Origin of the sequence: Aquabacterium sp. (assembly GCF_030652515.1) — a bacterium.
GTDB lineage: Bacteria > Pseudomonadota > Gammaproteobacteria > Burkholderiales > Burkholderiaceae_C > Aquabacterium.
This window is the reverse complement of record NZ_JAUSAR010000148.1, coordinates 22,640-46,761: the sequence shown is the minus strand read 5'-3', so window position 1 is coordinate 46,761 and position 24,122 is coordinate 22,640. Positions and strand designations below refer to the sequence as shown.

At 64.9% G+C, this 24,122-nt stretch carries 23 protein-coding genes; 15 read left to right on the top strand and 8 right to left on the bottom strand.

The window, feature by feature from the left end:
* From glcF to Q7V20_RS17145, 8 genes are all read left to right on the top strand, one after another.
* On the top strand, nt 1-1,312 hold a 1,312-nt coding region (glcF, locus tag Q7V20_RS17180), incomplete at its 5' end, for a glycolate oxidase subunit GlcF (RefSeq protein WP_370652491.1).
* A 269-nt stretch (nt 1,313-1,581) separates the two neighbouring features.
* Nucleotides 1,582-2,028: a type IV pilin protein gene (locus Q7V20_RS17175; protein WP_304793928.1), complete on the top strand. Its 447-nt coding sequence runs from the start codon at nt 1,582-1,584 to the stop codon at nt 2,026-2,028.
* Between the two features lie 2 nt (nt 2,029-2,030).
* Nucleotides 2,031-2,600, top strand: coding sequence for a GspH/FimT family pseudopilin (locus Q7V20_RS17170; protein WP_304793925.1), 570 nt, complete (start codon nt 2,031-2,033; stop codon nt 2,598-2,600).
* Between the two features lie 4 nt (nt 2,601-2,604).
* Entirely contained in the window at nt 2,605-3,015 is a 411-nt protein-coding gene (locus Q7V20_RS17165) for a pilus assembly protein PilV (RefSeq protein ID WP_304793923.1), read from the top strand.
* Nucleotides 3,012-4,124 carry a PilW family protein gene (locus tag Q7V20_RS17160; protein ID WP_304793921.1) on the top strand — a complete coding sequence of 371 codons (1,113 nt, stop codon included), beginning with the start codon at nt 3,012-3,014 and terminating at the stop codon, nt 4,122-4,124. The genes Q7V20_RS17165 and Q7V20_RS17160 overlap by 4 nt, the downstream gene beginning before the upstream one ends.
* Nucleotides 4,121-4,795, top strand: a complete 675-nt coding sequence (locus Q7V20_RS17155; protein ID WP_304793919.1) for a hypothetical protein — start codon at nt 4,121-4,123, stop codon at nt 4,793-4,795. The genes Q7V20_RS17160 and Q7V20_RS17155 overlap by 4 nt, the downstream gene beginning before the upstream one ends.
* Before the next feature lie 19 nt (nt 4,796-4,814).
* Complete coding sequence (locus Q7V20_RS17150; RefSeq protein ID WP_304793916.1) at nt 4,815-9,017, top strand: pilus assembly protein; 4,203 nt, start codon at nt 4,815-4,817, stop codon at nt 9,015-9,017.
* A 28-nt stretch (nt 9,018-9,045) separates the two neighbouring features.
* On the top strand, nt 9,046-9,639 hold the full coding sequence (locus tag Q7V20_RS17145) for a hypothetical protein (RefSeq protein ID WP_304793915.1): 594 nt from the start codon (nt 9,046-9,048) through the stop codon (nt 9,637-9,639).
* On the opposite strand, the gene Q7V20_RS17140 is transcribed toward Q7V20_RS17145, so the two are convergent.
* Genes Q7V20_RS17140 through Q7V20_RS17130 form a run of 3 tightly spaced genes read right to left on the bottom strand, consistent with a single transcriptional unit; the run spans nt 9,640 to nt 12,383 of the window.
* Nucleotides 9,640-10,494: a sulfurtransferase gene (locus Q7V20_RS17140; RefSeq protein WP_304793913.1), complete on the bottom strand. Its 855-nt coding sequence runs from the start codon at nt 10,492-10,494 to the stop codon at nt 9,640-9,642.
* On the bottom strand, nt 10,491-11,396 hold the full coding sequence (locus Q7V20_RS17135) for an alpha/beta fold hydrolase (protein ID WP_304793910.1): 906 nt from the start codon (nt 11,394-11,396) through the stop codon (nt 10,491-10,493). The genes Q7V20_RS17140 and Q7V20_RS17135 overlap by 4 nt, the downstream gene beginning before the upstream one ends.
* Before the next feature lie 21 nt (nt 11,397-11,417).
* Entirely contained in the window at nt 11,418-12,383 is a 966-nt protein-coding gene (locus Q7V20_RS17130; protein WP_304793908.1) for a tetratricopeptide repeat protein, read from the bottom strand.
* Between the two features lie 82 nt (nt 12,384-12,465).
* Here Q7V20_RS17130 and purE point away from each other — a divergent pair, with 82 nt between their 5' ends.
* The 4 genes from purE to Q7V20_RS17110 all read left to right on the top strand — a co-directional run bounded on the left by purE (nt 12,466) and on the right by Q7V20_RS17110 (nt 16,676).
* A complete protein-coding gene (gene purE, locus Q7V20_RS17125; RefSeq protein ID WP_304793934.1) occupies nt 12,466-12,942 on the top strand; it encodes a 5-(carboxyamino)imidazole ribonucleotide mutase in 477 nt (158 codons plus the stop codon).
* The gene (locus Q7V20_RS17120; RefSeq protein WP_304793905.1) at nt 12,939-14,105 is read left to right on the top strand and encodes a 5-(carboxyamino)imidazole ribonucleotide synthase; all 1,167 of its coding nucleotides are present in this window, start codon (nt 12,939-12,941) and stop codon (nt 14,103-14,105) included. Before purE ends, Q7V20_RS17120 begins: the two co-directional genes overlap by 4 nt.
* Nucleotides 14,106-14,115: 10 nt before the next feature.
* Complete coding sequence (locus Q7V20_RS17115) at nt 14,116-15,177, top strand: L-threonylcarbamoyladenylate synthase (RefSeq protein WP_304793902.1); 1,062 nt, start codon at nt 14,116-14,118, stop codon at nt 15,175-15,177.
* Nucleotides 15,178-15,257: 80 nt separating this feature from the next.
* Nucleotides 15,258-16,676: a hypothetical protein gene (locus Q7V20_RS17110; protein ID WP_304793899.1), complete on the top strand. Its 1,419-nt coding sequence runs from the start codon at nt 15,258-15,260 to the stop codon at nt 16,674-16,676.
* Between the two features lie 5 nt (nt 16,677-16,681).
* Here the strand turns inward: Q7V20_RS17110 and Q7V20_RS17105 are convergent, their stop codons facing one another.
* Nucleotides 16,682-16,978 (bottom strand): SemiSWEET transporter, encoded by a 297-nt coding sequence (locus Q7V20_RS17105; RefSeq protein ID WP_304793896.1) that lies wholly within the window; start codon nt 16,976-16,978, stop codon nt 16,682-16,684.
* Nucleotides 16,975-18,525, bottom strand: a complete 1,551-nt coding sequence (gene dacB, locus Q7V20_RS17100) for a D-alanyl-D-alanine carboxypeptidase/D-alanyl-D-alanine-endopeptidase (RefSeq protein WP_304793893.1) — start codon at nt 18,523-18,525, stop codon at nt 16,975-16,977. Before dacB ends, Q7V20_RS17105 begins: the two co-directional genes overlap by 4 nt.
* 59 nt (nt 18,526-18,584) lie before the next feature.
* Here dacB and tsaB point away from each other — a divergent pair, with 59 nt between their 5' ends.
* From tsaB to Q7V20_RS17085, 3 genes are read left to right on the top strand one after another with little or no spacing between them, the layout of a single operon-like run.
* Nucleotides 18,585-19,349 carry a tRNA (adenosine(37)-N6)-threonylcarbamoyltransferase complex dimerization subunit type 1 TsaB gene (tsaB, locus tag Q7V20_RS17095; RefSeq protein WP_304793890.1) on the top strand — a complete coding sequence of 255 codons (765 nt, stop codon included), beginning with the start codon at nt 18,585-18,587 and terminating at the stop codon, nt 19,347-19,349.
* Nucleotides 19,350-19,366: 17 nt separating this feature from the next.
* The gene (gene rimI / locus Q7V20_RS17090) at nt 19,367-19,900 is read left to right on the top strand and encodes a ribosomal protein S18-alanine N-acetyltransferase (RefSeq protein WP_304793886.1); all 534 of its coding nucleotides are present in this window, start codon (nt 19,367-19,369) and stop codon (nt 19,898-19,900) included.
* Nucleotides 19,897-20,751: a uracil-DNA glycosylase family protein gene (locus tag Q7V20_RS17085; RefSeq protein ID WP_304793883.1), complete on the top strand. Its 855-nt coding sequence runs from the start codon at nt 19,897-19,899 to the stop codon at nt 20,749-20,751. Before rimI ends, Q7V20_RS17085 begins: the two co-directional genes overlap by 4 nt.
* 5 nt (nt 20,752-20,756) lie before the next feature.
* Here Q7V20_RS17085 and Q7V20_RS17080 read toward each other — a convergent pair whose 3' ends face one another.
* The 3 genes from Q7V20_RS17080 to hemB all read right to left on the bottom strand — a co-directional run bounded on the left by Q7V20_RS17080 (nt 20,757) and on the right by hemB (nt 23,874).
* Nucleotides 20,757-21,593, bottom strand: coding sequence for a hypothetical protein (locus Q7V20_RS17080; protein WP_304793880.1), 837 nt, complete (start codon nt 21,591-21,593; stop codon nt 20,757-20,759).
* A gap of 152 nt (nt 21,594-21,745) precedes the next feature.
* On the bottom strand, nt 21,746-22,858 hold the full coding sequence (locus Q7V20_RS17075; protein ID WP_304793877.1) for a magnesium transporter CorA family protein: 1,113 nt from the start codon (nt 22,856-22,858) through the stop codon (nt 21,746-21,748).
* A 14-nt stretch (nt 22,859-22,872) separates the two neighbouring features.
* Nucleotides 22,873-23,874, bottom strand: coding sequence for a porphobilinogen synthase (gene hemB, locus Q7V20_RS17070; RefSeq protein ID WP_304793874.1), 1,002 nt, complete (start codon nt 23,872-23,874; stop codon nt 22,873-22,875).
* Nucleotides 23,875-24,122 lie beyond the last annotated feature (248 nt).

The following is a 24,122-nucleotide window of genomic DNA, read 5'->3' as shown; positions in this document are numbered from 1 at the left end:
TCATTCGATCCCCACGGGGTGTTCAACACCGGTCGCCTTCATGCAAACCCAGCTGTCTCCTGAGTTCGAATCCACCGCAGAAGGCCAGCAGGCCCAGGCGGTGCTGCGCCAATGCGTGCACTGTGGTTTCTGCAACGCCACTTGCCCCACCTACAAGCTGACCGGCAACGAGCTGGACGGCCCGCGCGGCCGCATCTATTTGATGAAGCAGGTGTTTGAAGGGCAGGCACCCACGCGCACCACGCAAACGCACCTGGATCGCTGCATCGGCTGCAACCATTGCGAGAGCACCTGCCCCTCGGGCGTGCCGTACCACGAGCTGCTGGCCGTGGGCCAGGCCGCGGTGGACGAGCGCGTGCAGCGCCCACGCCAGGAGCGCCTGATGCGCTGGGCCCTGCGCACGGTGATGCCCTCACGCTGGTTCGCGCCCGCCTTGCGCCTGGGCCAGGCCGTGCGGCCCTTGTTGCCAGCCAAGCTGCGCGCCCAGATTCCCTTGCGCGCGCCTTTGCCCCCCGCCGCCTGGCCCGATCCCAAGAAAAGCCTGCACACCCGCCAGATGCTGATGCTCAAGGGCTGCGTGCAACCGGCCTTGCGGCCCCACATTGATGCCTCGACCGCGCGGGTGATGGACGCCGTGGGCGTGCGCGCCGTGGTGGCCCCGGCCTCCGGCTGCTGCGGTGCCATCCAGGGGCACCTGGGCGATGTGGAGGGTGCCAAGGACCGGGCGCGCACCAACATCGACGCCTGGTGGCCTTTGATCGAAGGCCAGACGCCCATCGAAGCCATCGTGGTGAACGCCTCGGGCTGCGGGGCGTGGACGCGCGACTACGGCAAGCTGCTGGCCGACGACCCGGTGTACGCCGACCGCGCCCGCCGCGTCAGCGACCTGGTGCGTGACCCGGGCCAGTTGCTGCCCGAGTGGGTGCCTATGCTGTCGCGGCGCATGGCGCGCCGACCGATCGGCTCGCTGGGCTCGGTCACCTTTCACCCGCCGTGCAGCCTCAGCCACAGTTTGAAGCTGAGCAGCGCGGCCAAGCCCGGCCCGATCGAAACCGGGCTGCGCCAGTTGGGTTTTGACGTGCGCCTGGCCACCCGCGACAGCCACCAGTGCTGCGGCGCGGGCGGCGCCTACAGCGTGCTGCAGCCTGAGATGTCGCAGCAATTGCGCGACCAGAAAGTGCAGGCCCTGGAGGCCGCAGGCTCGCAAGTGATTGCCAGCGCCAACATCGGGTGCATCTCGCACCTGCAGGGCGGCACCGCCACGCCGGTCAAGCACTGGGTGGAGTTGCTGGACGAGGCCTTGACCGGCTGAGCCCTCGGGCCGGGCCTGCGCCTCGCCTGCTTTTCAAACCTTGAAATAGACCGCCGCCGGGGGCTTTGTTCGCCCCAGCGCGGGGCGCTCGCCTGCGCGACGATTGACGCCTGACGGTGATGGCCAACTGTGAATTAAGTCCGGTTTGGTGGGCTGGGGCGATCTGTTTGGCACTTGGGCCGCGATCCGTGCATTTAGTAACGCCTGGTGATGCCGATAGAAGTCGGAAGCCGTGGGTGGCGTTTGCAATTTGAGCTGAGGGGTTTGTGATGAAAAACTGGTCTGTTTCTGGCCGATTGGCGCGGGGTTTCACCTTGATCGAATTGATGATCGTGGTGGCGATTGTGGGGATTCTGGCGTCGGTGGCCTTGCCCGCTTACAACGACTACATCAGACGCGGCTCCTTGCCAGATGCGACCAGCGGGTTGTCCAACGCGCAGATTCGGATGGAGCAGTATTACCAGGACCACCGCTCCTACTTGGATGGATCCACGTGTGGTTTCGTGCCGCCGCAAACCAAGTATTTCACGTTCACCTGTGTAGACGCCGACATTTCGGCCACCACCTACACGCTTCAGGCTTCTGGGAAAAGCGGCACTGCTGCAAGCGGACACGTCTACACCGTCAACCACGGGGGAATCAAGGCCACGACCAAATTCAAAGGGGCCGACGTTTCTGGCAAGGATTGCTGGATGACCAAAGGTGACGAGTGCTGATCATGAAAACGCAACGCGGTTTCTCCATGATCGAGGTGGTGGTCACGATCGCCATCATGGGCATCCTGATGGCGGCAGCCATGCCCAGCGTGGGCGATTGGCTGCGCAATGCCAAAGTGCGCAACACGGCCGATTCCCTCCTCAATGGCCTCCAACAGGCACGCAGCGTGGCAGTCAACCGCAACCGCCCAACGACGCTCTACCTTGTCAATAACCTGACTGGCTCCTGCGCCTTGTCGAACGCCGCTGGCTCTTGGGTGGTCAGCCATGCTTCTCCTGTCGGGCAGTGCGACTCGACCACAGTGGTCCTGGCCAAGGGCTCGGTGCTGGATGGTGGCGGCGCCACGGTGACCGCGTCTCAGAGCAATTACTCTGCGGGCGCCACGGCGGTGACCTTCAACGGGCTGGGCATGTTGGCGCAATCGTCGCTGAGCACCGCCATTCGCCGCATCGTCGTGGCCAGCGCCGATGGCAGCTATGACCTGCGCATCGAGATTTCTCCCGGCGGCGCAGCCCGCCTGTGCGAACCGCGCATTGATACCACGGGCGATAGTCGCAAATGCCTGCAGTGATGCCATGAAGAAAGCCCAAGCGCAAACCGGTTTCATGCTGATTGAGGTGATGATCAGTGTCCTGATCTTTTCCGTCGGCGTGATCGCCCTGGTGGGCTTGCAGGCCGCGATGACGCGAGCGCAGTCCGAATCCAAGGTGCGGGCCGATGCCGCCAACCTGGCTGCAGAACTGCTGGGCATGATCTGGGCCGATGCCGCCAACATCGCCAGTTATGCCACCGCTTCCTGTGCTAGCGCTCCGCAGTGCGCAGGCTGGAGAAACAAGGTGTCGCTGGTGCTCCCATCTTCTGGCGACTCCACGGTCACCGTGGTGCCCGCCACCGGGCGTGTCGATGTGATTTTGACCTGGACCATGCCTGGTGGCACGCCGCACCAGTACACGACGTCCACCATCATCACGACCAACCCGCCATGAAACGTACCCATGGATTCACCCTGATCGAGCTGATGGTGGGCGTGGCCTTGGGCCTCCTGGCCACCCTGGTCATCGCGCAGGTGTTCCTGCAGTCCGAAGGCAACAAGCGCGCTGCCACCAGTGGTTCAGACGCGCAAGTGGCCGGGGCCGCCACGCTCTTCACCTTGCAGCGCGACATCCAGGCCGCGGGATACGGCTTGACGAGCTGGCCAGATGGCCTGGGCTGTTCACTGTCCGCCAGCTATGGCGGCACCGTGATCCTCAACCCCGCGACCGACGTCCTGGCGCCCGTGGTGATCGGCTTTGGCGCCACCGCCAGTGCTTCCGACACGATCACGGTGATGGCCAGTGGCAAGGCCGGTTATTCCGTGCCCATCAAGGTGGCGTCACCACATGGTCAGACCGATGGCCAGTTTGCGGTGGCCTCGAATCTTGGCGTGGTGGTCAATGACCTGATCCTGGCCATGCCAGCCGCAGCGGGCGGTGCCTGCACCTTGTTTTTAGTGTCGTCTGTCACGCCGACCACTTCGATCACTCACGCGACCGATTCGGGCTGGAACGCGAGCACCGGCATTTTCCCCAGTGGGGGCTATGCCGCTGGCAGCATGCTGCTTGACCTGGGGGCTAATCCTGTTCGGCGACGCTATTCAGTGAACACCGACAACTGGACCTTGCAAGCGCAGGAATTGCTGACGGCCACCGGCATAGGCGCTGCGCAGGAGGTATTTCCCCAGGTGGTTTTGCTCAAGGCCCTTTATGGCAAAACAGCGCCCACTGGCGGCGCGGTAGTCACCTACAGCGCCACTCCGCCGGTCACCAATGCAGATTGGCGGCTGGTCCAGGCCATTCGCCTGGTGATTGTGGCGCGCAGCGCGCAGTACGAGCGGGAGGAGGTCACCAGCTCTTCCCAACTGATCTGGGATCTGGGCCCACTGACGCTTGAAGGTGTTTCCGACGACAAGCTGGGCGAGCAAAGTACCTGCAACACCACCAACCAGTGTGTGACCCTGGATGTCAGCGCCAGTGGCCCTGCCAATGAATGGCGGCACTACCGCTACAAGATCTTTGACACCGTGGTGGCCTTGCGCAATGTGATGTGGAATCCATGATGACGACCCGCCCCGTTCATCGAAACCCGCGCCAGCGTGGCGCATCATTGATCTTTGCGCTGATCACCCTGGTGGCCTTGATGCTGGCGGCCATCGCCTTGGTGCGTTCGGTCGATTCTGGCGCCAAGATCCTGGGCAACATTGGTTTTCAGCAGGACACGATCGCGAGCGCAGACATCGCCACCACTGCAGCGACGGCTTGGCTGACATCATCGGGGGCGGACCTGACGGCGAGTTCGGGGGCGACCAAGGACTCGGCCACCGAAGATCGCACAGGTTATTACGCCAATGCGAAAGACCCGCTGGATGCCACCGGGCAACAGTTGACGGCCGCTTCGGTCATTGCCAGCAGGCAGTTGATCGATTGGGACCTGGACAACTGCGCCTATGCCAGCGGGGGCGGAACCTGCGCCCTCATTCCACGCGATGTGGTCATGACCGGCAGCACATCGACCGCCCGCTATGTAATCCTGCGGCTTTGCCAGGGTGACGGCGCGATCAGTTCGGACAGCTGCTCTCGGCCGCTGGTGGGAAGCAGTTCGGATGGCCTCAAGCGGCGTGGTTGCTGTTCCCGTCTAGGGACCACCACGGGACAGTATTTCCGGATCGTGGTGCGCACGGTGGGTGCCCGGGACACCACCAGCTTCACCGAAACCATTGTCCAGTACTAGCTTGTAAAGGATGGGCAGCATGAACATCAAGACACTCATGGCCGCGTTGATGAGCCTGGCGTTGTGGGCGCCGGGTTCTGCGCTTTCCGCGGCCACCGATCTGGCCAACGAGCCACTGGCCACCTTGGTCACCACCAAGACCAAGCCCAACATCTTGTTCATCCTCGACAACTCGGGCAGCATGGGCTGGGACTACATGCCGGACGATGTCAAGGATGCGGCCTCCAGCTACATCACGACTTATGGCTACAAGTCAGCCCAGTGCAATGGGGTGGCCTATGACCCGACTTATCCCTACGAGCCCCCGGTGAAGGAGGATGGCAGCCCCTATCCGAATGCTTCGTTCACTGCGGCCAACCCCAATGGCTTCGGACCGACCCTGAAGGCGGGCACCGCCTATTACAGCGACAGCACGGTCACTACGGGCACCGGGAGCAAATCCTTCGTTTTCAAAAGTGGATTTCTGGCAGGTCTGTTCAATGGGTTCAACTTTCTGGGGGGATTGCCGGGCTGGTCGATCGGCGACACCATCACCGCCGTGGACGCCAATGACGACAATCATTGGGTCATTGGCACTATCACGGGCATCTCCAATTCAGGGATCTGCCTTTTTTCCTGTACCCGGACCGTCACCATCAATGTGACCAGCTACAACGGTACCGACTCTGCGGGTGACTGGAAAGTCAACGAGATCCAGGTCGACAACCTCAACAACAGCACCTACTACCAGTACACCGGCACTCAAACCAGGATGGGCTGGACCTACACCTCCAGTGGGGTCGAGGACACAACCTTCAAACGAGAGTGCATCAGCCACCCAGGCAACCCCACTGGCGAAGCGGGCGATGGCAAGTTCACCGGCGTGGTATTGACCACGGGTTCGGATGCGGTTCAAAAGCAAAGGTATGCCAACTGGTACCAGTACTACCGCACCCGCATGCTGATGATGCGCACGGCGGCCGGGCGTGCCTTTCAGCCGTTGTCCAACCAGTATCGGGTGGGCTTCTCGACCATCAACAACACGGGGATCACCGAGAGCTCCTCCTTGTCGACCATCTCGGCAGGCAATGCCTTCCTGAACGTGCGGGACTACGACAGCACACAACGCTCGCAGTTCATGTACAGGCTCTACAACACCACGCCCAGTGGGGGCACACCATTGCGCACGGCCTTGTCCAAGGCGGGACGCTACTTTGCGAAACAGGTTTCAGGGCAGTCTTACGACGCGGTGCAGTACGCCTGCCAACGCAACTATGCCTTCCTGTCCACCGATGGCTACTGGAACGACTCGGGCAACCCCAAGCAATTGGACGGCATCACCGACATCGGTCAACAGGACGGGGCCGATGTGCGCCCGTTCAGCGATGGGGGCACTTCCACCAAGGTCACGAAGGCCGAAGAGGTCACCCACGAACAAACCACGACGCCCGTCACGGTGTCCCAGCAGTACAGGTACGAGACCTACACCTATGTCTCGACCGGTTGCTTTTTCAGCTTCAAGGAGACTGTCACCCCCCGGACGTTCACGTCATCGATATCCGGGAACCTGGTGGTCAACACAGACAAGACCACCACCACCACGGTGAATGCTGTGACCACGGCGGGCACCACCACCTCGACGACCTCGGTGGCGGGCCCGGTGACTTCCACGTCGAGTTCCTCGCCCACGCCGCCCACACCCACCTACGCCGCCGCATGGGTGGTCGGCACGCCGGTCGCCAGCAACACCTGCGGTGCGAAGCGCACCACGCCGGGTGCCATCTATCCCGTGAACTCGCAGGTCATCACGCCCACGGGCTCAGCCGTGACGGTCTCCCTGCCCACGACCACCACGGGCCCCACCGTCACATCGACGGGGGGATCCGGCGGGTCGTCGAACAGCCTGGCCGACGTCGCCGAGTATTACTACAACACCGATCTGCGCACCTCTGCCTTGGGCAACTGCACAGCCGGGGCCGGCGGCTCTGGTGATGTTTGCGACAACTCGCAGATGAAGGCTGCCGACAGCGATACGGCCACCTGGCAGCACATGTCCACCTTCACCTTGGGCCTGGGCGTCAATGGGACGCTGGCTTACGATCCCAGCTACCTTGCCCGTGCGGGTGACATCACGTCCACCTACTACAAAATACTCAAAGGCGATGTGAACTGGCCCACGCCGACGAGTGGCAATGCCACAACCATCGACGATCTTTGGCATGCCGGGGTCAATGGGCGGGGTGAATACTTTGGGGCCAAGAACCCGACGGCGTTGACGGCGGCGCTCAACTCTGCTCTGGGCAGCATGAACAATGTGCCTGGCGCGGGTGCCGCGGTGGGACCCACCGACATCAAGAACATTGGATCCAACTACCTGGATTTTGGTGGCAGCTATGCCACTGTAAAGTGGACCGGCAACCTCGTGGCCCGGACCAAAGACGGTGCGGTGCGGCCATTGAATGGGCGGGATGGGGTCGAGAACCTGGCGCGCCGGGCCACCACGCAAACGGATCGTCGCAACATTTACTACGGCAAGAACGGTAGCCCCGATCTCAAGAGCTTCACCTTCACCAATCTGAACAGTCCGAGTGACGGATTGGGAAGCAATTTCACCGGCTTCTGCAACAAGTACGTGGCGGACACAGGAACTGTTTTGCCCCAACAGTGCGTGGGCCTGGACACGACAAAGAAGAACCTGGCGAACGATGGCGAGCAGTTGGTCAACTGGCTGCGAGGGCATGTCGACTATGAAATGTCCAATCCCGACAACCCGCTCTTCCGCAAGCGCGAGAAGGTGCTTGGGGACATTGTTGGAAGCCAGCCGGTTTATGTGGCCGGGCCTTCGTTCCCCTATGCCGACGCGGGCTACGCTGATTTCCAGACCCTTAAGGCTGGCCGCACTCCGGTGGTGTACGTCGGGGCCAACGACGGGATGCTGCACGCATTCTCTGCGGCGGACGACAATAACCTCGGCAAGGAACTGTGGGCTTTCGTGCCGACGAGCGTGATGCCGCGGATGTACCGCTTGGCCAACACAGACTATGCCAACAACCACCAATACTTCGTGGACGGCACGCCCGTGATCGGTGACATCTCTGTCGGTGGCGTCTGGAAGACTATCCTCGTGGGCGGTTTGAACTCCGGTGGCAAAGGCATCTACGCACTGGACATCACCGACCCTGCCAGCCCGAAGATGTTGTGGGAGTTCTCACAGGGCACCGGCGATGCCATGAAGGATGCCGACCTGGGCTACACCCACGGCAAGCCCATCATCACCAAGCTGGCTTCGGGCACCTGGGTGGTGGCATTTGCCTCGGGCTATAACAATGTCAGCACGGGCAAGGGCTACCTGTATGTGCGCAATGCTTATTCCGGTGCCAGCGTTGCCAAGGTGGCCACCACGGCGGGCAGTGCGGCCACGCCCAGTGGTTTGGCCCACTTGAGCGAATGGGTTGACTCCGTGAAGGACAACACCGCCAAGCGCTACTACGGCGGGGACATGCTGGGCAATCTTTGGCGCTTCACCTTGACGGAGAACGCCGGCGTTACCACCGGCTCGGCACAACGCCTGGCTGTGCTGCAGATCAACGCCACCACGCCGCAACCCATCACCATCCGCCCCGAGCTGGCCGAGGTCACGTCTGGCACCGTCAAGTACCCCGTGGTGCTGGTGGGCACGGGGCGCTACTTGGGTTCCACCGACCAGGCTGACACCACCCGCCAGGCAATCTATGGGATCAAGGATCCACTGACGGCCACGGACTGGGGCGATGTGCGGGCCGATGCGCGTTTGAAATCTGCCACCGTCACCAGTTCCGGCACCGCTGACCGCACGGCGACGACGTCTGCGCTCAACTGGGCCACCGACATTGGCTGGCGCGTTGACCTGATGCTGAGCAAGGAACGGGTCAATGTGGAGATGGAGTTTCAGTACACCACCTTGGTCGTGGCCGCGGGTGTCCCGGGTGCGGGTGGGGTCTGCAGCGCGGGCAAGGGCAGTGGATGGCTGTACGAAATCGACGTGGAAACCGGGGCGCCCATCAGCACCGACGGCGTCATTGCCAGATACCTGGGCGAGGGCATGCCAGTGGGGCTGGTCTGGAGCGAAGGCGGCGATGGCGATTCGGGCGTCATGGTCTCCAAGGATGATGGCAGCACCACACGCCTGAAAGTGAAGACAAAAGAGCCTCCAGGGCCGCCCCAACTGCGGCGGGCTTCATGGCGCGAGCTGGTCAACAACTGAACGGCTTCATGGGATGAGTGGGGCGACCATGCCATTGACGAACAACAAGCAGCTGATGGCCAGCGGGCTGGTGGCCGTCGCGCTGCATGGCCTGGTGCTGCTGTGGTCTCGCAGCGGGCTGGATGACGAGGTGTCGATCCGGGGTCTGTCTGGTCGATCGGTCCAGGTGCGCATGGTGAGCCAGGCACTGGTGGCCGAGCCTGTGGTGGAACCCACCGCGTCGCCATCCGCCAGCCCGCCGCCACAGCAGGACACGGCCGCCCCATCTGTGGCCCCTGTGGCCGACAGCGCCCAAGCAGAGCAGCCCACCGTGGACTTGGAGGGCTATGTGCCTCGCCGCTGGCTGACAGTCGCGCCCGAACCCACTGCGCCCATCCTCTTGCCATTTCCGACATCGTTCCAGGAGAACGCGCGCTACACCGTGGTCATGAACTTGTTCATCGAAGCCGATGGCCGTGTCGGGCGGGTTGAATTCGTTGGCATCGCATTGCCCGAGGTTCTCGAACATGCCGCGCGCGGTACCTTCGAGCGTGCTCGATTCACCCCTGGCCAGGTCAACGGCCGCATCGTCAAATCATTGATCCGGGTCGAAGTGGATTTCGACAACCTGGGGCAAGGCTGATCAAAGCCGCCCCTGGTCTGCACACCACTCGCTCCACGACCCTGCATACAGCCTTGACCCTTCCAGCCCCGCGTGCGTCATCGCCAGCAGGTTGTGGCAGGCCGTCACGCCCGAGCCGCATTGATGCACCACCGTGCCGACAGGCTGCGAGCCCAGCAGCGCCGTGAACTCATCGCGCAACACCTGTGCGGGTTTGAAGCCCCCATCGGCCCCCAGGTTCAGCTGAAAGAAGCGGTTGATGGCGCCGGGGATGTGGCCACCCACCGGGTCCAGGGTTTCGTTTTCACCGCGAAACCGATCTGGCGCTCGGGCATCGACCAGTTGCATCACATCGCGGTTGCCCAGATTGGTCTGCACAAAATCGATGCGGGTCAGGTGCTCGTCATGCGGGGTCAGCTGGACATTGGAGGGCGTGCGCGAAGATGCATCGGTGCTGATGACCTCACCGCCTTGCGCCTGCCATGCTGCCCAACCCCCATCCAGCACGCGCACCAACGGGTGCCCCATCCAGCGCAGCATCCACCAGGCCCGTGCCGCGAACATGCCACCGGCGTCGTCGTAGGCGATGACTTCGGTGTGGTCTTGCAGGCCCCAGCGACGCAAGGTGGCCAGGAAGGCCTCGGGCGTGGGCAGCGGGTGGCGGCCGTTCAGGCCGGTTTTGGGGCCGGACAAATCCGTGTCCAGGTTGGCGTAGATGGCGCCAGGCACATGGCCCTGCAAATAGGCTTGCTGGCCTGCCTCGGGCGCGGCCAGGCTGAAGCGGCAATCCAGCACCAGCACATCGTGGTCAGCCTGCTTCAACAAGTCGGCCAGCTCGGCGGCCGAGATCAAGGTGTGGTGATGATGAGCGTTCATGCGGATCGGTTCAAGGCGGCTTGAAGGGCGTGGATCACGGCGGCGGGCTCTTCATGCACCAGCCAATGCGTGGCCTCGGGCAGTCGGGTGACGTGCAGACTCGGTACATAGGCTTCCAGCCCATCGAGCAGGCTGGGTGGCAGGGCCAGATCGGCCTCGCCCCAGATCACGGTGGTGGGGATGCTCACGTGCAGCATGGCCTCGGGCAAGTTCAAATGCATGACCGCGTCGGTGGGCGCCGTGGGCGGGTGCAGTGGTGAGGCGCGGTAGTAGTTCAGCGGGCCATTCAAGCCCGCCGACCAGGCCTGGCGGTATTGATCGCGCAGCTCGGGCGTGAGCCAGGTGGCGCCACCAAAGCGCTCGAAGAAGGACCACATCTTGGCGAAATCATCGGCCTGCAGATAGGCTTCAACGCCGGGGCGGCGCAGCAGGTTCATGTACTCGCTGGCTTCCTGTTGGGCGGGGTCGTGGCGCAGCGCTTTCATGAACAGGGCCGGGTGGGGCGCGTTCAAGATCACCAGGCGCTCCATCATCTGTGGCGCCATGGCGGCCAGGCCCCAGGCCACGGCACCACCCCAGTCGTGCGCGATCAAGGCGGCCGCCGGGGCGCCCAAGGCCTGGATCAAGCCCACCACATCCCCCCCGATCAGCTGCGCGCGGTAGTCCTTCACCTCAGGGGGCGAGTACGAGCCTGGGTAGCCACGCAGGTTGGGCGCCACGCACCGGTAGTGCTCGCCAAAGTGGGCCAGCAGTTCGTCCCAGGCAAACGCCGCTTCCGGAAAGCCATGCAAAAACACCAGCAGCGGCGCGTCCTCGGGGCCAGCCATTCGACATTCCAGCCAGGCCTCAGGCTGGTTCGCATCAAGCAAGGGCAGGGCGATGCGTTGGCTGGTGATGTTCATGGGGTGCTTTCTTGAGGGGTGTCAGAACAGCGCCATGCTCAGTTTGCGTCGGTATTGGTCGATCACGGGGTCGGCGCTGGCGACCTCGTGCTTGCCGGCAATCTCCAGCTTGCCCTTGTTGTCAGCCGCCGCCGCTGGCTTGGCAGAGGCCTTGGGGATGGGCTTGGTCATCACTTCCAGGATGGCCACGTAGGTTTTGCGGGCCAGCTCTTCCGACCAGGCCTTGTCGCGCATGATGATCTCGAGCAGCTCGTCCATGGCCTGGGTGAACAGGCCGACGGCGAAGTGCTGCTGGGCCAGATCGAAACGGGCCTGGAAGTCGCGCTTGTTGGCGGCAATGGCGTCGGTCAAGGCCGTGGCCGGGCGCAAGTCGGGGGCGGCCTGGGCGGCGCTGATGTAGCGGCCAAAGGCGGTCACGCGGGGCTCGGCCAGCAGGCCGGAGGCGCGTGCGGCGATGGGCTCGAACACGCTGGCGGCGGCCACCGGGTTGCCCTGGGCCAGCAGCAGCTTGATCAGGTCGTAGCGGGCTTCGTCGTTGCCGGGGTCGCGGGCCACGGCGTCTTCCAGCAGGTCCAGCGCCGAGGCCGTGTCGCCTTCGGCCACCAGTTGCTCGGCCTGTTCGGTCTCCAACTCGGAGGCGATGGCCCCTTCGCTGGGCACGTGCTTGTCCAGGAACGCGCGGATCTGGGCTTCGGGCAGGGCGCCGACGAAGCCATCCACCGGCTGGCCGCCCACGAAGATCACGCAGAAGGGGATGGAGCGCACACCGAACATCTCGGACAACTGGCCCGCGATCTCTTGCTGCTCGTCGGCGTTCAGCTTGGCCAGTTGGAAGCGCCCGGCATAGTCGGTTTCCAGCTTTTCCAGCACGGGGCCCAGCGCCTTGCAGGGGCCGCACCAGGGTGCCCAGATGTCCAGCAGGATGGGCTGTTGGACAGAGCCGGCCAGCAGGTCGGTTTCAAAGTTCTCAAGGGTGATGTCGATCATGGTGGCAGCAAGCGCCTAAAATTGCAGGTTTTACAGCGAGGAGCGAGCCGTGAACAACGCGACTCCCTTGATTGGCGTGGTGATGGGTTCCAGCAGTGACTGGGACGTGATGCGCCATGCAGCCGACATTCTCACCGAGTTCGGTGTCCCCTTCGAGGCGAAGGTGGTTTCAGCCCACCGCATGCCCGACGACATGTTCGCCTACGCCGAGGCGGCGCGCCCGCGTGGGCTGGTGGCCATCATCGCGGGGGCGGGCGGCGCGGCCCACCTGCCCGGCATGCTGGCGGCCAAGACCACGGTGCCGGTGCTGGGCGTGCCCGTGCCCTCTCGGCACCTGCAGGGCGTCGATTCCCTGCACTCCATCGTGCAAATGCCCAAGGGCATCCCCGTGGCGACGTTTGCCATCGGCACGGCCGGTGCGGGCAACGCGGCTTTGTTCGCGGTGGCCATGCTGGCCCAGAACGATGCCCGCCTGCGCGATGCGCTGGATGCTTTCCGTGCCCGCCAGACCGAAGTGGCCCGCAACATGACCCAAGACCTGAGCCTGGACCCGAAATGACCCGTGACGTGATCTTGCCGGGCGCCACCTTGGGTGTCTTGGGCGGCGGCCAGCTTGGCCGCATGTTCGTGCACGCGGCCCAGTCCATGGGTTACGCCACGGCGGTGCTCGACCCCGATCCCGCCAGCCCGGCTGGCTTGGTGTCACACCACCATCTGAAAGCCGACTACCTGGACGCGGCCGCGCTGGCCGAGTTGGCCCGCCTGTGCGCGGCCGTCACCACCGAGTTCGAGAACGTGCCCGCCCAGTCGCTCGACACCCTGGCGCTCAGCCGCCCGGTGGCGCCCGCTGGCTCGGCCGTGCTGGTCTGCCAGGACCGTGCGCGTGAAAAGTCCCACTTCGTGGCCAGTGGCGTGCCCTGCGCCCCCCACGCCCTGATCGAAACACCTGCGCAACTGGCCGCCATCAGCGACGACCTGCTGCCCGGCATCCTCAAAACCGCCCGCCTGGGTTACGACGGCAAGGGCCAGGTCCGCATCAAGACCCGGGCCGAGCTGGCCCAGGCCTGGGACGAGCTGAAGCACGTGCCCTGCGTGCTGGAGAAAATGCTGCCCCTGGCTTTCGAGGTCAGCGTGATCGTGGCGCGGGGCCGCGATGGCCAGATCGTGCATTTCCCCGTGCAGCACAACCTGCACCGCGACGGCATCCTGGCCGTGACCACGGTGCCCGCGCCTGGTGTGAGCGAGGCCTTGTCCACGAAAGTGATCAACGCCGCCGAGACTTTGGCCGCCTCGCTGAACTACGTCGGCGTGCTGTGCCTGGAGTTTTTCATCTTGCAGGATGGCAGCCTGGTCGCCAACGAGATGGCGCCGCGCCCGCACAACTCTGGCCACCACACGATCGACGCCTGCGACGTCTCGCAGTTCGAGATGCAGGTGCGCGCCATGACCGGCCTGCCCCTGGTGGCCCCGCAACTGCACAGCCCCTGCTTCATGCTGAACCTGCTGGGTGATTTGTGGTTCGACGGCGCTTCGACCACCCAGCGCGAACCCGATTGGGCCGCCGTGCTGGCCTTGCCTGGCACCCACCTGCACCTGTATGGCAAAACAGACGCTCGCCGTGGCCGCAAGATGGGCCACCTCACCGTGACCGCCGCCACCGCCGACCTTGCGCGCGAAGTGGCCTTGAAAGCCGCTGCCGTCCTGGGCATCGAGCCTTTCTAAACTGTCACCCATGCGACTGCTCGATCCCGCCACACAACCCGATGCCATCGAACAAGCCGCCCAGCGCCTGGCCGATGGCGGCCTGCTGGCCCTGCCCACTGAAACCGTCTATGGCCTGGGCGCCCGCGCCGATGATGATGCCGCTGTGGCCCGCATCTTCGAAGCCAAGGGCCGACCCAGCAACCACCCGTTGATCGTGCACGTGGCCAATGCCGAAGCCGCCTGGCAGTTCGCCTCCGCCGTGCCCTTGGTGGCGCAACAGCTGATGGACCGCTTCTGGCCCGGTCCCTTGACCGTGATCGTGCCGCGCGCCCCGGGCATGGCCGCGGCCTCGGCGGGCGGGCAGGACACCATCGGCCTGCGCTGCCCCGATCACCCCGTGGCCCTGAGGTTGCTGCAAGCCGCCGCCCGCCTGGGCGTGATGGGCGTGGCCGCGCCCAGCGCCAACCGCTTTGGCCGCATCAGCCCGACGCGCGCCGAACACGTCATCGACGAGTTCAACAATCAGGGCACTGGCCTGGATGAGGTTTGGGTGCTGCAAGGCGGCCTGTGCGATGTGGGCATCGAGTCCACCATCGTCGATTGCACGCGCGCCCACCCCGTCATCCTGCGCCCCGGCCGCCTGACCCGCGACGAGATCGAAGCCGCCGCGGGCGAGCCGGTGGGCCTGTCCACCTCCGAAGCCCCGGACACCGATGCCCCGCGCGCCTCCGGTACCCTGGCCGCGCACTACGCCCCGCGCGCCAAGCTGCGCCTGATGAGCGACACGCAACTGTCCTCGGCGCTGGACCTGATCGAACCCGAGCTGACGGCCAAAGCGCTGGCCAACAAAGTGGCCACGCCGCCGGGCATCGCCGTGTATTCGCGCAGCCTGTGGGCGCACCGCCCGGCCAGCCCCGGCGTGGTGCAGCGCGCCATGCCCGCCGACGCTATCAGCGCCGCGCACCACTTGTTTTCTGACCTGCGCGAGCTCGACGCCCTGGGCGTGGACCTGATCTGGGTTGAAAAACCCCCGGTCGACCCCGTCTGGGACGGCGTTCGCGACCGGCTCGCCCGCGCGGCGGCTGCTTAACACCCCCTTAACACTCGCACGGCGCGACTCTAGTAAGCTTCGGCCCTGCTTGACCGCCTCTCATCCATTTTGGAGTGTCCATGTTCCGCATCCCCGATACCGCCCGACTTTTGAATTCACGCCGCACGGGCGTGGCGGTGGCCGCCTGCCTGAGCGCAGCCGCTTTGGTGGCGGGTTGCGGTGGGGGTGATCGGGTCAAGTCTTTCCAGCCCACGCAGATCATCGCGTTCGGGGATGAGAACAGTGCGTTTGATGACACGGCGACGACTGGGGAACCATTGGTGGATTTCAGGACCATCCCGAATGCGCCTTCCTCAACCGCGGACGTGCCTTATCGGGCGCGCTACACCATCAACGTGGTGGCTGACAGGCCGAATTTTTGCAAGACCAGCTTGCCCACTGATGTTTTCTGCGCATCCAGCGCCGCCTTGATCGCGGCTGACTACCCAAGCGACGACTCGTTCTTTGTCCCACAATCGTCCATTCCCGGCGTGTACCGCTACAGCGTCGCCAGCAGCATCATTCCCGTCGTGAATGAGGTTTTCACCGGCTCATTCAACGATGCCGGTTCGTCGCCTCCGACCATCTACCTCACCACCGATCACACCTATTACTGCTCCACCGATTTTGCCGACGACCACGGCAACTGGGTGCAGCGCCTGGCCCATGGCCTGGGTGGCGGTGGTTTGAGCCTGGGCGGCCCTACCGGCTGTCCACAGGATGGTGGTGGCAGCCGTTCATACGCCAAGTGGGGCGCCAAGGTGGCCGACGTGGTCACGCAGTTCAACGCCCACCGTGGGGAGTTGCGAGACGGCGTCTTGGTGACTCTGCTGGCGGGTCAGAACGACATCATGGCGGCCTACGACGAGGTTAAGGCTACACCATCGACCGAGGAAGCCGCCAAGATTCGGATGAGCGAACAAGGGGCGATTCTGGGGGCGCTCATCAAGAGCATTGTGGCCACGGGCGCCCGCGTGGTGTACCTGACGGTGCCCGACATGGGCAAAACGCCCAGAGCGGTGATGGATGGCAAAACCACACTGGCCAGCGACTTGACAATAGCCTTTAATGAGGGGTATCTCAACAGTGGTGGTCTGACCTACAGCACGGGGACCAACGGCCACAAGATCGTGAAAGTAGACGGTTACAGCCTGATCGCTTCACTGGGCGCCAGCTATTCAGCTGCCGCTTGCCAGTCAGACCCAACCAAGGTCACGATGCCCAATGGCAAAACATTGACGGCTGCTTTTCCGGGCATCGATTTCGAGGCGCCTGTGAACGCTGACTTCAGGGCCAAGACGCTGTTGCTCAATTGCCGGTCCAACAATCTGGTCGTGCTCACGGAAAGGGTTTTGAACCCCACGTCGCCTGCAGTGCCCAACGACGAGGTCCGTGCTTATTACGGCAATTACCTCTGGGCTGATGACCGGCGCCTTGCCCCGCTGGGGCATGGCAGCCTGGCCAGCCTGGCCATCTCCCGTATCCGCGATCAGCTTTGATCTGTCTACCTGCGCATGAAGCGCACCTTCATCCCCAGAATGGCCACCGCCAGGGTGAGGGTGATGACATTGGCCACGGTCATGGGCCACGAGCCCAGGGCCAGGCCGTAGATCAGCCACAGCAGCACGCCCAGCGTGAAAGCGCTGTACATCCCCAGCGAGATCCCGCTGACATCGCGCGTGCGAAATGTCAGCAAGGCTTGGGGGATGAAGGAGCCGGTGGTCAAGATGGCGGCTGCCGAGCCAATGGTCTCCACGCAGGTCGGGTCCAGAAAAGTCACCAGGTGTTGAAGCGCGTTCATCGGTCGTGCACCGCCCATTCGATCAGCGCCCTCAGCACGGGCCGGGCGGTGTCGGCCTTGGGGTCGTTGACCACGCCCACGACCACATAGCGTCGCCCCGAATCACCCAGCGCCACCCCGGCCACCGAGGCCACGCCGTCCAGCGAGCCGGTCTTCAGGTGGGCTCGGCCTGCCACCGACGCCATCCTGCGCGCCGTGCCATCCACGCCCGCCATGGGCAAGGAGGCCAGCAGGTCGGGCATGGCCGGGCTGGCCCACAGGGCCTGCAGCCAGCGCCCCACGCACGCGGCCGAGGCCTGCTCCGTGCGCGACAAGCCCGAGCCGTTGTCCATCAGCAGCACCCCGTGGCCGCAGGGTGATGTGCCCGTGGCCGAATCCATGGTGGCCTGCACCACGTGCTGCGTCACGCGGGTGCGGGCGGCGTCCAGCGTGGCCGGGCCCAGGGGGCTGAGCGCGGTCGGGGCGGCATCGCGGCCCAGGGTCAGGAACAATTGCCGCGCCATCACGTTGTTGCTGAATTTGTTGATGTCGCGCACCACGGTGGCCAGCGGGGGGGATTCCCAGGTGAACCAGGCGGGGGTTTCGAAGGGCCAGGGCCCCGAGGTCTGGACCTGCCCTTTGAGCAGCCCGCCCGCGCGGCGCCACGCCATGCTCAGCACGCGCTCGGTGTGGTCCTGGTGCGCGCCACCGGGCCAGTGCACGGGCCAGTCGCGTTCGCCACAGGCGCTGGGGTAGCGGCCTGTCAGGGTGATGGTCCAGCCCAAGGCAGGCGGCACATCCGGGCGCAGCTCCAGGGCCATGGACTCGCGCCAGTCGCTGCAGGCCGCCTTGTCGTCCAGCGGAACCTTGGCGACCAGGCGCACGCCGCTCAGCTCGGGCTCCATGCTGATCTTGGCCCAAGCCGGGTTGGCCATGTCAGGACGCAGGCGCAGTGTCAGCGCCTGGTGGGCCACCAGCAGGGCGTCGGGGCCGGCGTTGTGGGTTCTCAAAGGCTGCTGGTCGAAGGCCGCCGGGTCGTGCGGCGGCACGGCGGCGAAGGCTGATCGGTCCAGCAGCCAGTCGCCGTGCACCTCGCGCAGGCCGGCGGCGCGCAAGCGGCTCATCATCAGCGCCACCCGCTCGGTCACCAGGCTGGGGTCGCCATCGCCGCGCATCAGCAGCGGGCCTTCCAGCACGCCATTGGGCCGCAGGCGGCCACCCAGCGCCACCTGGGTGCGCCAAGTGAACGCTGGCCCCAGGGTCTGCAAAGCCACGCCGGTGGTGAACAGTTTCATCACCGAGGCCATGGTGCGCACCGTGTCGGCGCTCTGGCTGAGCCGGGCCGGGCCGCCATCGACCGGCAGCACCAGCATCGACACCGCCGAGGCGGGCACCTGGGTGGCTTGCAGGGCCTGGTGAATGCTGGGCGGCCAGGGGGGCTCCGCAGTTGGTGCGGCGGAGGGCTCGGGCGCGGCTTGACCGTGGGCGCTCAGCGGCGCCCAAAAAAGCGCCAGGAGGAATGAGCCCCACCAGGGCGCGGCGGGGCGATGTGAACAGGAGACCGTCATGGTCGCATCATAGAAGGGCGGCGTTGGCTACACTCCCGGCCATGCCGCCTGTTGATCCGATGTCTCCTTTGCCCGCCGCCGTGCCCACCCCGGCCAAGCCATGCCTGCTGGTGCTGGACACCGCGACCGAGGTGGTGCACCTGGCCCTGGTGCAGGGTGACCAGGTGCAGGCGCTGGCCGTCGGCGGTGGCGCCCAGGCGTCCAGCACCACCTTGCCCGCCCTGCAAAAGCTGGTGGCCGACGCGGGTCTGAGCTGGTCTCAACTGGACGCCATCGCCTTTGGCCGGGGCCCGGGCGCCTTCACCGGCCTGCGCACAGCCTGCTCCCTGGCGCAGGGCTTGGCCCTGGCGGCCGATTGCCCCGTCATCTCGCTGGACACACTGATGGCCGTGGCGGAAGACGCCCGCCAGTCTGATCCTGCGGCCTGGTCCGAGGGCGACATCCTGTGGGTGGCCCAGGATGCCCGCATGGGCGAGTTCTACGTGGCGGCCTACCGCTGGCAAGGCACCCACTGGCAAGCCGAGACCGAGCCCAGCCTGTGGGCCCTGGGCGTGCCCCGCGATCGTTGGGCTGGTGGCGCTGCTGACGAAAACGCGCCGCTGCGCGTCGCTGGCAACGCCTTGCTGGCGCACCCAGCGGCTTTTGAAGGATTGACGCAGATGACCTGGCCGCAAGCCGCACCGCGCGGCGCCGCCCTGGCCGCCCTGGCCCGCCAGGCCTGGGCGCGCGGTGAGCTGCTGGATGCCGCCCTCGCGCTGCCTTTGTACGTGCGCGACAAAGTGGCGCAAACCACCGCCGAGCGCCTGGCGGCCAAGCGCCTGTGAGCGCGACAATCCACCCCATGTCCGCGCCTTCACGCTCACCGTCACCCCTCTTCGGCCAGGCGCCCGAGGTGTTGGCCTTCGCCGACCGGCCCATGACCGAGGCCGACATCCCCGCCGTGCTTGAGATGGAGCGCCAGGCCTGCCCGCACCCCGCGCACGCCTGGTCCGAAGACAATTACCGGTCCTCGCTGCGCAGCGGTTACTGGACACGGGTGCGAACCCAGCCTGACACCGGCCGCATCGTCGGCGTGTGCGTGGCCATGGACGGCGTCGAAGAGATGCACCTCCTCAACATCGCGGTCGACAAGGCCTTGCACGGGTCTGGCCTGGCGCGTGGCCTGCTGGACACCTTGTACGTGTTCTGCCGCCAGACGGACGTGCCCTTGCTGTGGCTGGAAGTGCGCCCCTCCAACGAACGCGCGCTGGGGGTGTACCGACGCCAGGGCTTTGTCGAAGTCGGCGTGCGCAAGGGCTACTACCCCGCGCCCGGTGGCCGCGAAGACGCGCTGGTGATGCGCCTGGATTTGACGAAGAAGGCCGCCCAGCCATGACCTGGTCCGAACGCCAACGCGCCATGCTGCGCGAGATGGGCATCCCGGCGTTCTGGCCGGTGCCGCCGGATGCGCCGGTGGAAGACGCGCCAGTGGCGGCGTCCGCTGTGGCTGATGTGATCTCACCGGCCCGCCCAGCCATGCCAAGCGCCAGCGCTGAGGCCGTGGCGCCGCCACCCTCGGCCAGGCCAGCCCGACCCGAAGCCAAGCCGCCCGTGTCCCTCGCCGCCGCCGCCACCGCTGGCATTGAAGCCATCCTGCGCGAGCGCCCCGAAGGCATCGACCAGATGGACTGGCCCACCCTGCGCCAAGCCGTGTCCGGCTGCACCGCCTGCGGCCTGTGCGAAAGCCGCCAGCAGACCGTCTTCGGCGTGGGCCACGAACACGCCAGCGTGATGATCATCGGCGAAGCCCCGGGCGAGCAGGAAGACCGTCAGGGCGAACCCTTCGTGGGCCGCGCCGGCCAGCTGCTCGACCGCATGCTCAGCCCCGTCGGCCTGACCCGCAGCGAGGCCGAAGCGAGCCGCCAGGTCTTCATTGCCAACGTGCTCAAGTGCCGCCCGCCGGGCAACCGCAACCCGCTGCCCGCCGAAGTGGCGCAGTGCGAGCCCTACCTGATGCGCCAGATCGCCCTGGTCAAGCCGCACGTCATCATCGCCATGGGGCGCTTCGCCGCGCAGTCATTGCTCAAGACCAGCGAGCCCATCGGCCGCCTGCGCGGGCGCCTGCACGAGGTGCAGGGCACGCCCGTGGTCGTCACCTACCACCCGGCTTACTTGCTGCGCAACCCGGTCGACAAGGGCCTGGTGTGGGACGACCTGTGCCGGGTGCGCGAGCTCTTGCTGGCTTGAATTGATCAGGCCTTGCGGCTGGAGCGCTGGGTCGCCCACAGCGCCAGCATACCGGCCCCGACCAGGGCGAAGTCGCTGGGCTCAGGCACGGTGGGTGTGCCTGTCAGATTGGCTGTAAAGCTGAGCGTGCCCCAGTCTTTGTGGGGGTCATGGAACAGCCGGACAACGTTCTCGTCTGGCGCCGTGGGCAAGCCCATCCCCACCAGAATCAGATCGGCGGTGTTGCGGTCCAGGCGCAACACGCCATTGAGATTGCCGCTGGCGTGTGCCAGGCTCTGGCCTTGAGCGTTGGTCGTGTCCAGGACGATCTGACCTTCGGAGTCGATATTGGGCTCCCCAAGCCAGCTTGTGTGGAAAACGGCAACCCTGCCCAGATTAACGGCCGAGCTTTGGTGCTTGCTGGTGTGCATTTCCGCGTAAACCGTCGAAGAGGGAAGATCGACCTCCCAGTTCGTCAGGAACACCGACCACAGGTGCATGAACCCTTCGTCATCTTCGAACCCCCTTTTGATTTGCAGCAAGGAGCCCTTGGCGACCAGGGAAATCAGCGAATCACCGGTGGTGGAACCGCTGGTCAAAGGCAAATCCAGGTGGGTTGTGACTTTGTTGAGCTTCGCCGTATTGACGCTGCCTGGGTTGCCCAATCCCGGTACGACTGGTGTCGTGGCTGGCGTGCTGAGGTTGCCGCCCGCGGCGCGGATCGAAGAGTAGCCATCGTGGCTGAACGCCAGGCTGATGTTGCCTGAGGTCAAAGTCCAGTCATGGCCGGACGCGGCATGGGTTGCGCTGCCCACGACGAAGGCCGCCGCGGCCACCAGCAACGGTTTGAATGAGAATTTCATGGATCTCCCTTGAACTGCAAAGTGAAACGACTGCTTGGCGGTGCTCGCTGCAGTTTTGTTCGAAGCAACTTGGATTCTGCCAAAGGCCATGCAAGATCAGGGCGCGCTGCACAGGCTTGACCCCGCAAGGCAGGGGTGGGTTTGCACCCGGCCTAACTTTCCAGATAGCGCCGCCTTCTGAACAGCACCAACAGCGACACCACCACCCCCGCCATCAGCCCGCACGCCACCCAGAAGCCCAGCTTGGTGTGGATCAGCGGCAGGAAGTCGAAGTTCATGCCAAAGACGCCGGTGATCAGGTTCAACGGTAGGAACACCGCCGTCATCACCGTGAGGGTGCGCATGATGTCGTTGGTGCGGTTGCCCTGCAGCGAAAAATGCATCTGCACCGCGCCTTCGGATGACGACTCCAGTCGCCGCACATGGCCCAGCACCCGCTCGATGTGCTCCAGCACGTCGCGCGAACGCACGCGCAGCACCTCGCGTTCGCGCGCAGCGGTGGGCTCGGTGGGCATGGGCCAATCGTCCAGCGCATCGATCCATTCCTGCACGGCGCTGCGCTGGTCTTCGCAGGTGTCTTCCAGCAGGTGCAGGGTGTTGCGCGCCTCCAGCAGCGATTGCCAGTGGTTGAACTGCTTGCGGTTGCTCAGCAGCTCCTGCTGCAGGTAGGCCGATTGTTTGGTCAACAGGCGACGCAAGTCCAGGTAACTGTCGACCATGTGGTTGACGATGCGCACCATCAGGTCGGCCGAACTGGGCGGAAGGCGGTTGACCGCGCCGCGCCCTTCCGTGCGGTTCTCGTTGCGCTCGTCGGCGCTGACCATCTGATTGAGGCGCCCTTCGAAGAAATCGCGCACCGAGCAATCGGCCGGGTGCACGGTCAGCAGCACACGGTCGAACACCACGAAGCCCACCGGGCTGGTGTCGATGCTGGCGAGAGCCTGGCGCGCGCTGCTGAGCGTGCCATGCGTGTCGTCCAGGAACATGCCTTCCGTGCCCTGCGCGGCAGCCAGGCGGCGGAACACCAGCATGTCGTACCAGGAGGTGTAGTCGTACTGCGAGGGCAACTGCGCGTTCAGCAAGTCCATCACGTGCAGGTCCACCAGGTTGCCGCCAGTCAGGTGCTGCAACTGGGCCTGGACCTTGCCCAGTCCGACTTCGAACTCGCGCCGCGCCGTGGTCACCCACAGGAAGCCTTGCGTGGGCGGCGTGTCGGGCCAGTCTGCCAGCTCCTGGAAGCTTTCATTGATCAGGAAGAAACGCACTCAGACTCCAGCGCTCAATCGCGCAACAACTCGGCCGCTTGCAAGGCGAAATAGGTCAGCACACCATCGGCGCCCGCGCGCTTGAAGGCCAGCAAGGCCTCCATCATGGCGGCGTCGTGGTCCAGCCAGCCGTTCTGGGCGGCGGCCTTGATCATGGCGTACTCGCCGCTGACCTGGTAGGCGAAGGTGGGCACGCGGAACTCGTCCTTCACCCGGCGCACGATGTCCAGGTAGGGCATGCCGGGTTTCACCATGACCATGTCAGCGCCCTCGGCGATGTCCATGCCGACTTCGCGCAGGGCCTCGTCGCTGTTGCCCGGGTCCATCTGGTAGACCTTCTTGTTGCTTTTGCCCAGGTTGGCTTTGGAGCCCACCGCATCACGGAAGGGGCCGTAAAAGGCGCTGGCGTACTTGGCGCTGTAGGCCATGATCCGGGTGTGGATCAGGTGTTGTGATTCCAGCGCCTGGCGGATCGCGCCGATGCGCCCGTCCATCATGTCGCTGGGCGCCACGATGTCCACGCCGGCTTCGGCTTGCACCAAGGCCTGGCGGGTCAGCACGGCCACGGTCTCGTCGTTGAGGATGTAGCCCGTCTCATCCAGCAGGCCATCCTGGCCGTGGGTGGTGAAGGGGTCCAGCGCCACGTCGGTCATCACACCCAGTTCTGGAAAGCGTTGCTTCAACTCGCGCACGGTGCGGGGCACCAGGCCTTCGGGGTTCAGGGCCTCCTGGCCATCGGGGGTTTTCAACGCCAGGTCGATCACCGGGAACAAGGCCATCACCGGTATGCCCAGCTTCACGCACTGCTCGGCCTGAGCCCACAGGGCGCTGCGGCCCAAACGTTGCACGCCCGGCATGGAGGCAATGTCTTGCACGCCGTCGTCTTGATCCAACACGAAGACCGGGTAGATCAGGTCGGCCGAAGTCAGTGCGTGCTCTCGAACCAGGCGGCGCGTGAATTCGTCACGGCGAAGGCGGCGAGGGCGGTGCTGCGGGAAATGGTGCAAGAAGGACATGCGGGGAAAGGTGTGAAAACCGTGTGAAGGAATGCAAAGAGAACAAAAAAATCGGTAGCAATCCCGGGTTTGCGGACATGGGTTAGAGACATGGCGCCGCAAGCCCTCTATAATCGATCCTGAATGATACGCCGCAAGGCCTTCATTCCCTGCTTTTCCTCCCTGAGCAGGTGCCTTACCGTGATGACAGCGTTAAGGCTTCCATAGCCCCGGCCATGCCGGGGCTCTTTTTTTTGTGCCGCCCATGT

Bases quoted from the DNA above. Each gene is read 5' to 3' on its own strand.
- hemB (WP_304793874.1), bottom strand. From the start codon at position 23,874: ATGTCCTTCTTGCACCATTTCCCGCAGCACCGCCCTCGCCGCCTTCGC.
- purE (WP_304793934.1), top strand. From the start codon at position 12,466: ATGGGTTCCAGCAGTGACTGGGACGTGATGCGCCATGCAGCCGACATT.
- Q7V20_RS17085 (WP_304793883.1), top strand. From the start codon at position 19,897: ATGACCTGGTCCGAACGCCAACGCGCCATGCTGCGCGAGATGGGCATC.
- Q7V20_RS17160 (WP_304793921.1), top strand. From the start codon at position 3,012: ATGAAACGTACCCATGGATTCACCCTGATCGAGCTGATGGTGGGCGTG.
- Q7V20_RS17145 (WP_304793915.1), top strand. From the start codon at position 9,046: ATGCCATTGACGAACAACAAGCAGCTGATGGCCAGCGGGCTGGTGGCC.
- dacB (WP_304793893.1), bottom strand. From the start codon at position 18,525: ATGACGGTCTCCTGTTCACATCGCCCCGCCGCGCCCTGGTGGGGCTCA.
- Q7V20_RS17140 (WP_304793913.1), bottom strand. From the start codon at position 10,494: ATGAACGCTCATCATCACCACACCTTGATCTCGGCCGCCGAGCTGGCC.
- Q7V20_RS17130 (WP_304793908.1), bottom strand. From the start codon at position 12,383: ATGATCGACATCACCCTTGAGAACTTTGAAACCGACCTGCTGGCCGGC.
- Q7V20_RS17120 (WP_304793905.1), top strand. From the start codon at position 12,939: ATGACCCGTGACGTGATCTTGCCGGGCGCCACCTTGGGTGTCTTGGGC.
- Q7V20_RS17115 (WP_304793902.1), top strand. From the start codon at position 14,116: ATGCGACTGCTCGATCCCGCCACACAACCCGATGCCATCGAACAAGCC.
- tsaB (WP_304793890.1), top strand. From the start codon at position 18,585: ATGTCTCCTTTGCCCGCCGCCGTGCCCACCCCGGCCAAGCCATGCCTG.
- Q7V20_RS17110 (WP_304793899.1), top strand. From the start codon at position 15,258: ATGTTCCGCATCCCCGATACCGCCCGACTTTTGAATTCACGCCGCACG.
- Q7V20_RS17170 (WP_304793925.1), top strand. From the start codon at position 2,031: ATGAAAACGCAACGCGGTTTCTCCATGATCGAGGTGGTGGTCACGATC.
- Q7V20_RS17135 (WP_304793910.1), bottom strand. From the start codon at position 11,396: ATGAACATCACCAGCCAACGCATCGCCCTGCCCTTGCTTGATGCGAAC.
- rimI (WP_304793886.1), top strand. From the start codon at position 19,367: ATGTCCGCGCCTTCACGCTCACCGTCACCCCTCTTCGGCCAGGCGCCC.
- Q7V20_RS17150 (WP_304793916.1), top strand. From the start codon at position 4,815: ATGAACATCAAGACACTCATGGCCGCGTTGATGAGCCTGGCGTTGTGG.
- Q7V20_RS17080 (WP_304793880.1), bottom strand. From the start codon at position 21,593: ATGAAATTCTCATTCAAACCGTTGCTGGTGGCCGCGGCGGCCTTCGTC.
- Q7V20_RS17175 (WP_304793928.1), top strand. From the start codon at position 1,582: ATGAAAAACTGGTCTGTTTCTGGCCGATTGGCGCGGGGTTTCACCTTG.
- Q7V20_RS17105 (WP_304793896.1), bottom strand. From the start codon at position 16,978: ATGAACGCGCTTCAACACCTGGTGACTTTTCTGGACCCGACCTGCGTG.
- Q7V20_RS17155 (WP_304793919.1), top strand. From the start codon at position 4,121: ATGATGACGACCCGCCCCGTTCATCGAAACCCGCGCCAGCGTGGCGCA.
- Q7V20_RS17165 (WP_304793923.1), top strand. From the start codon at position 2,605: ATGAAGAAAGCCCAAGCGCAAACCGGTTTCATGCTGATTGAGGTGATG.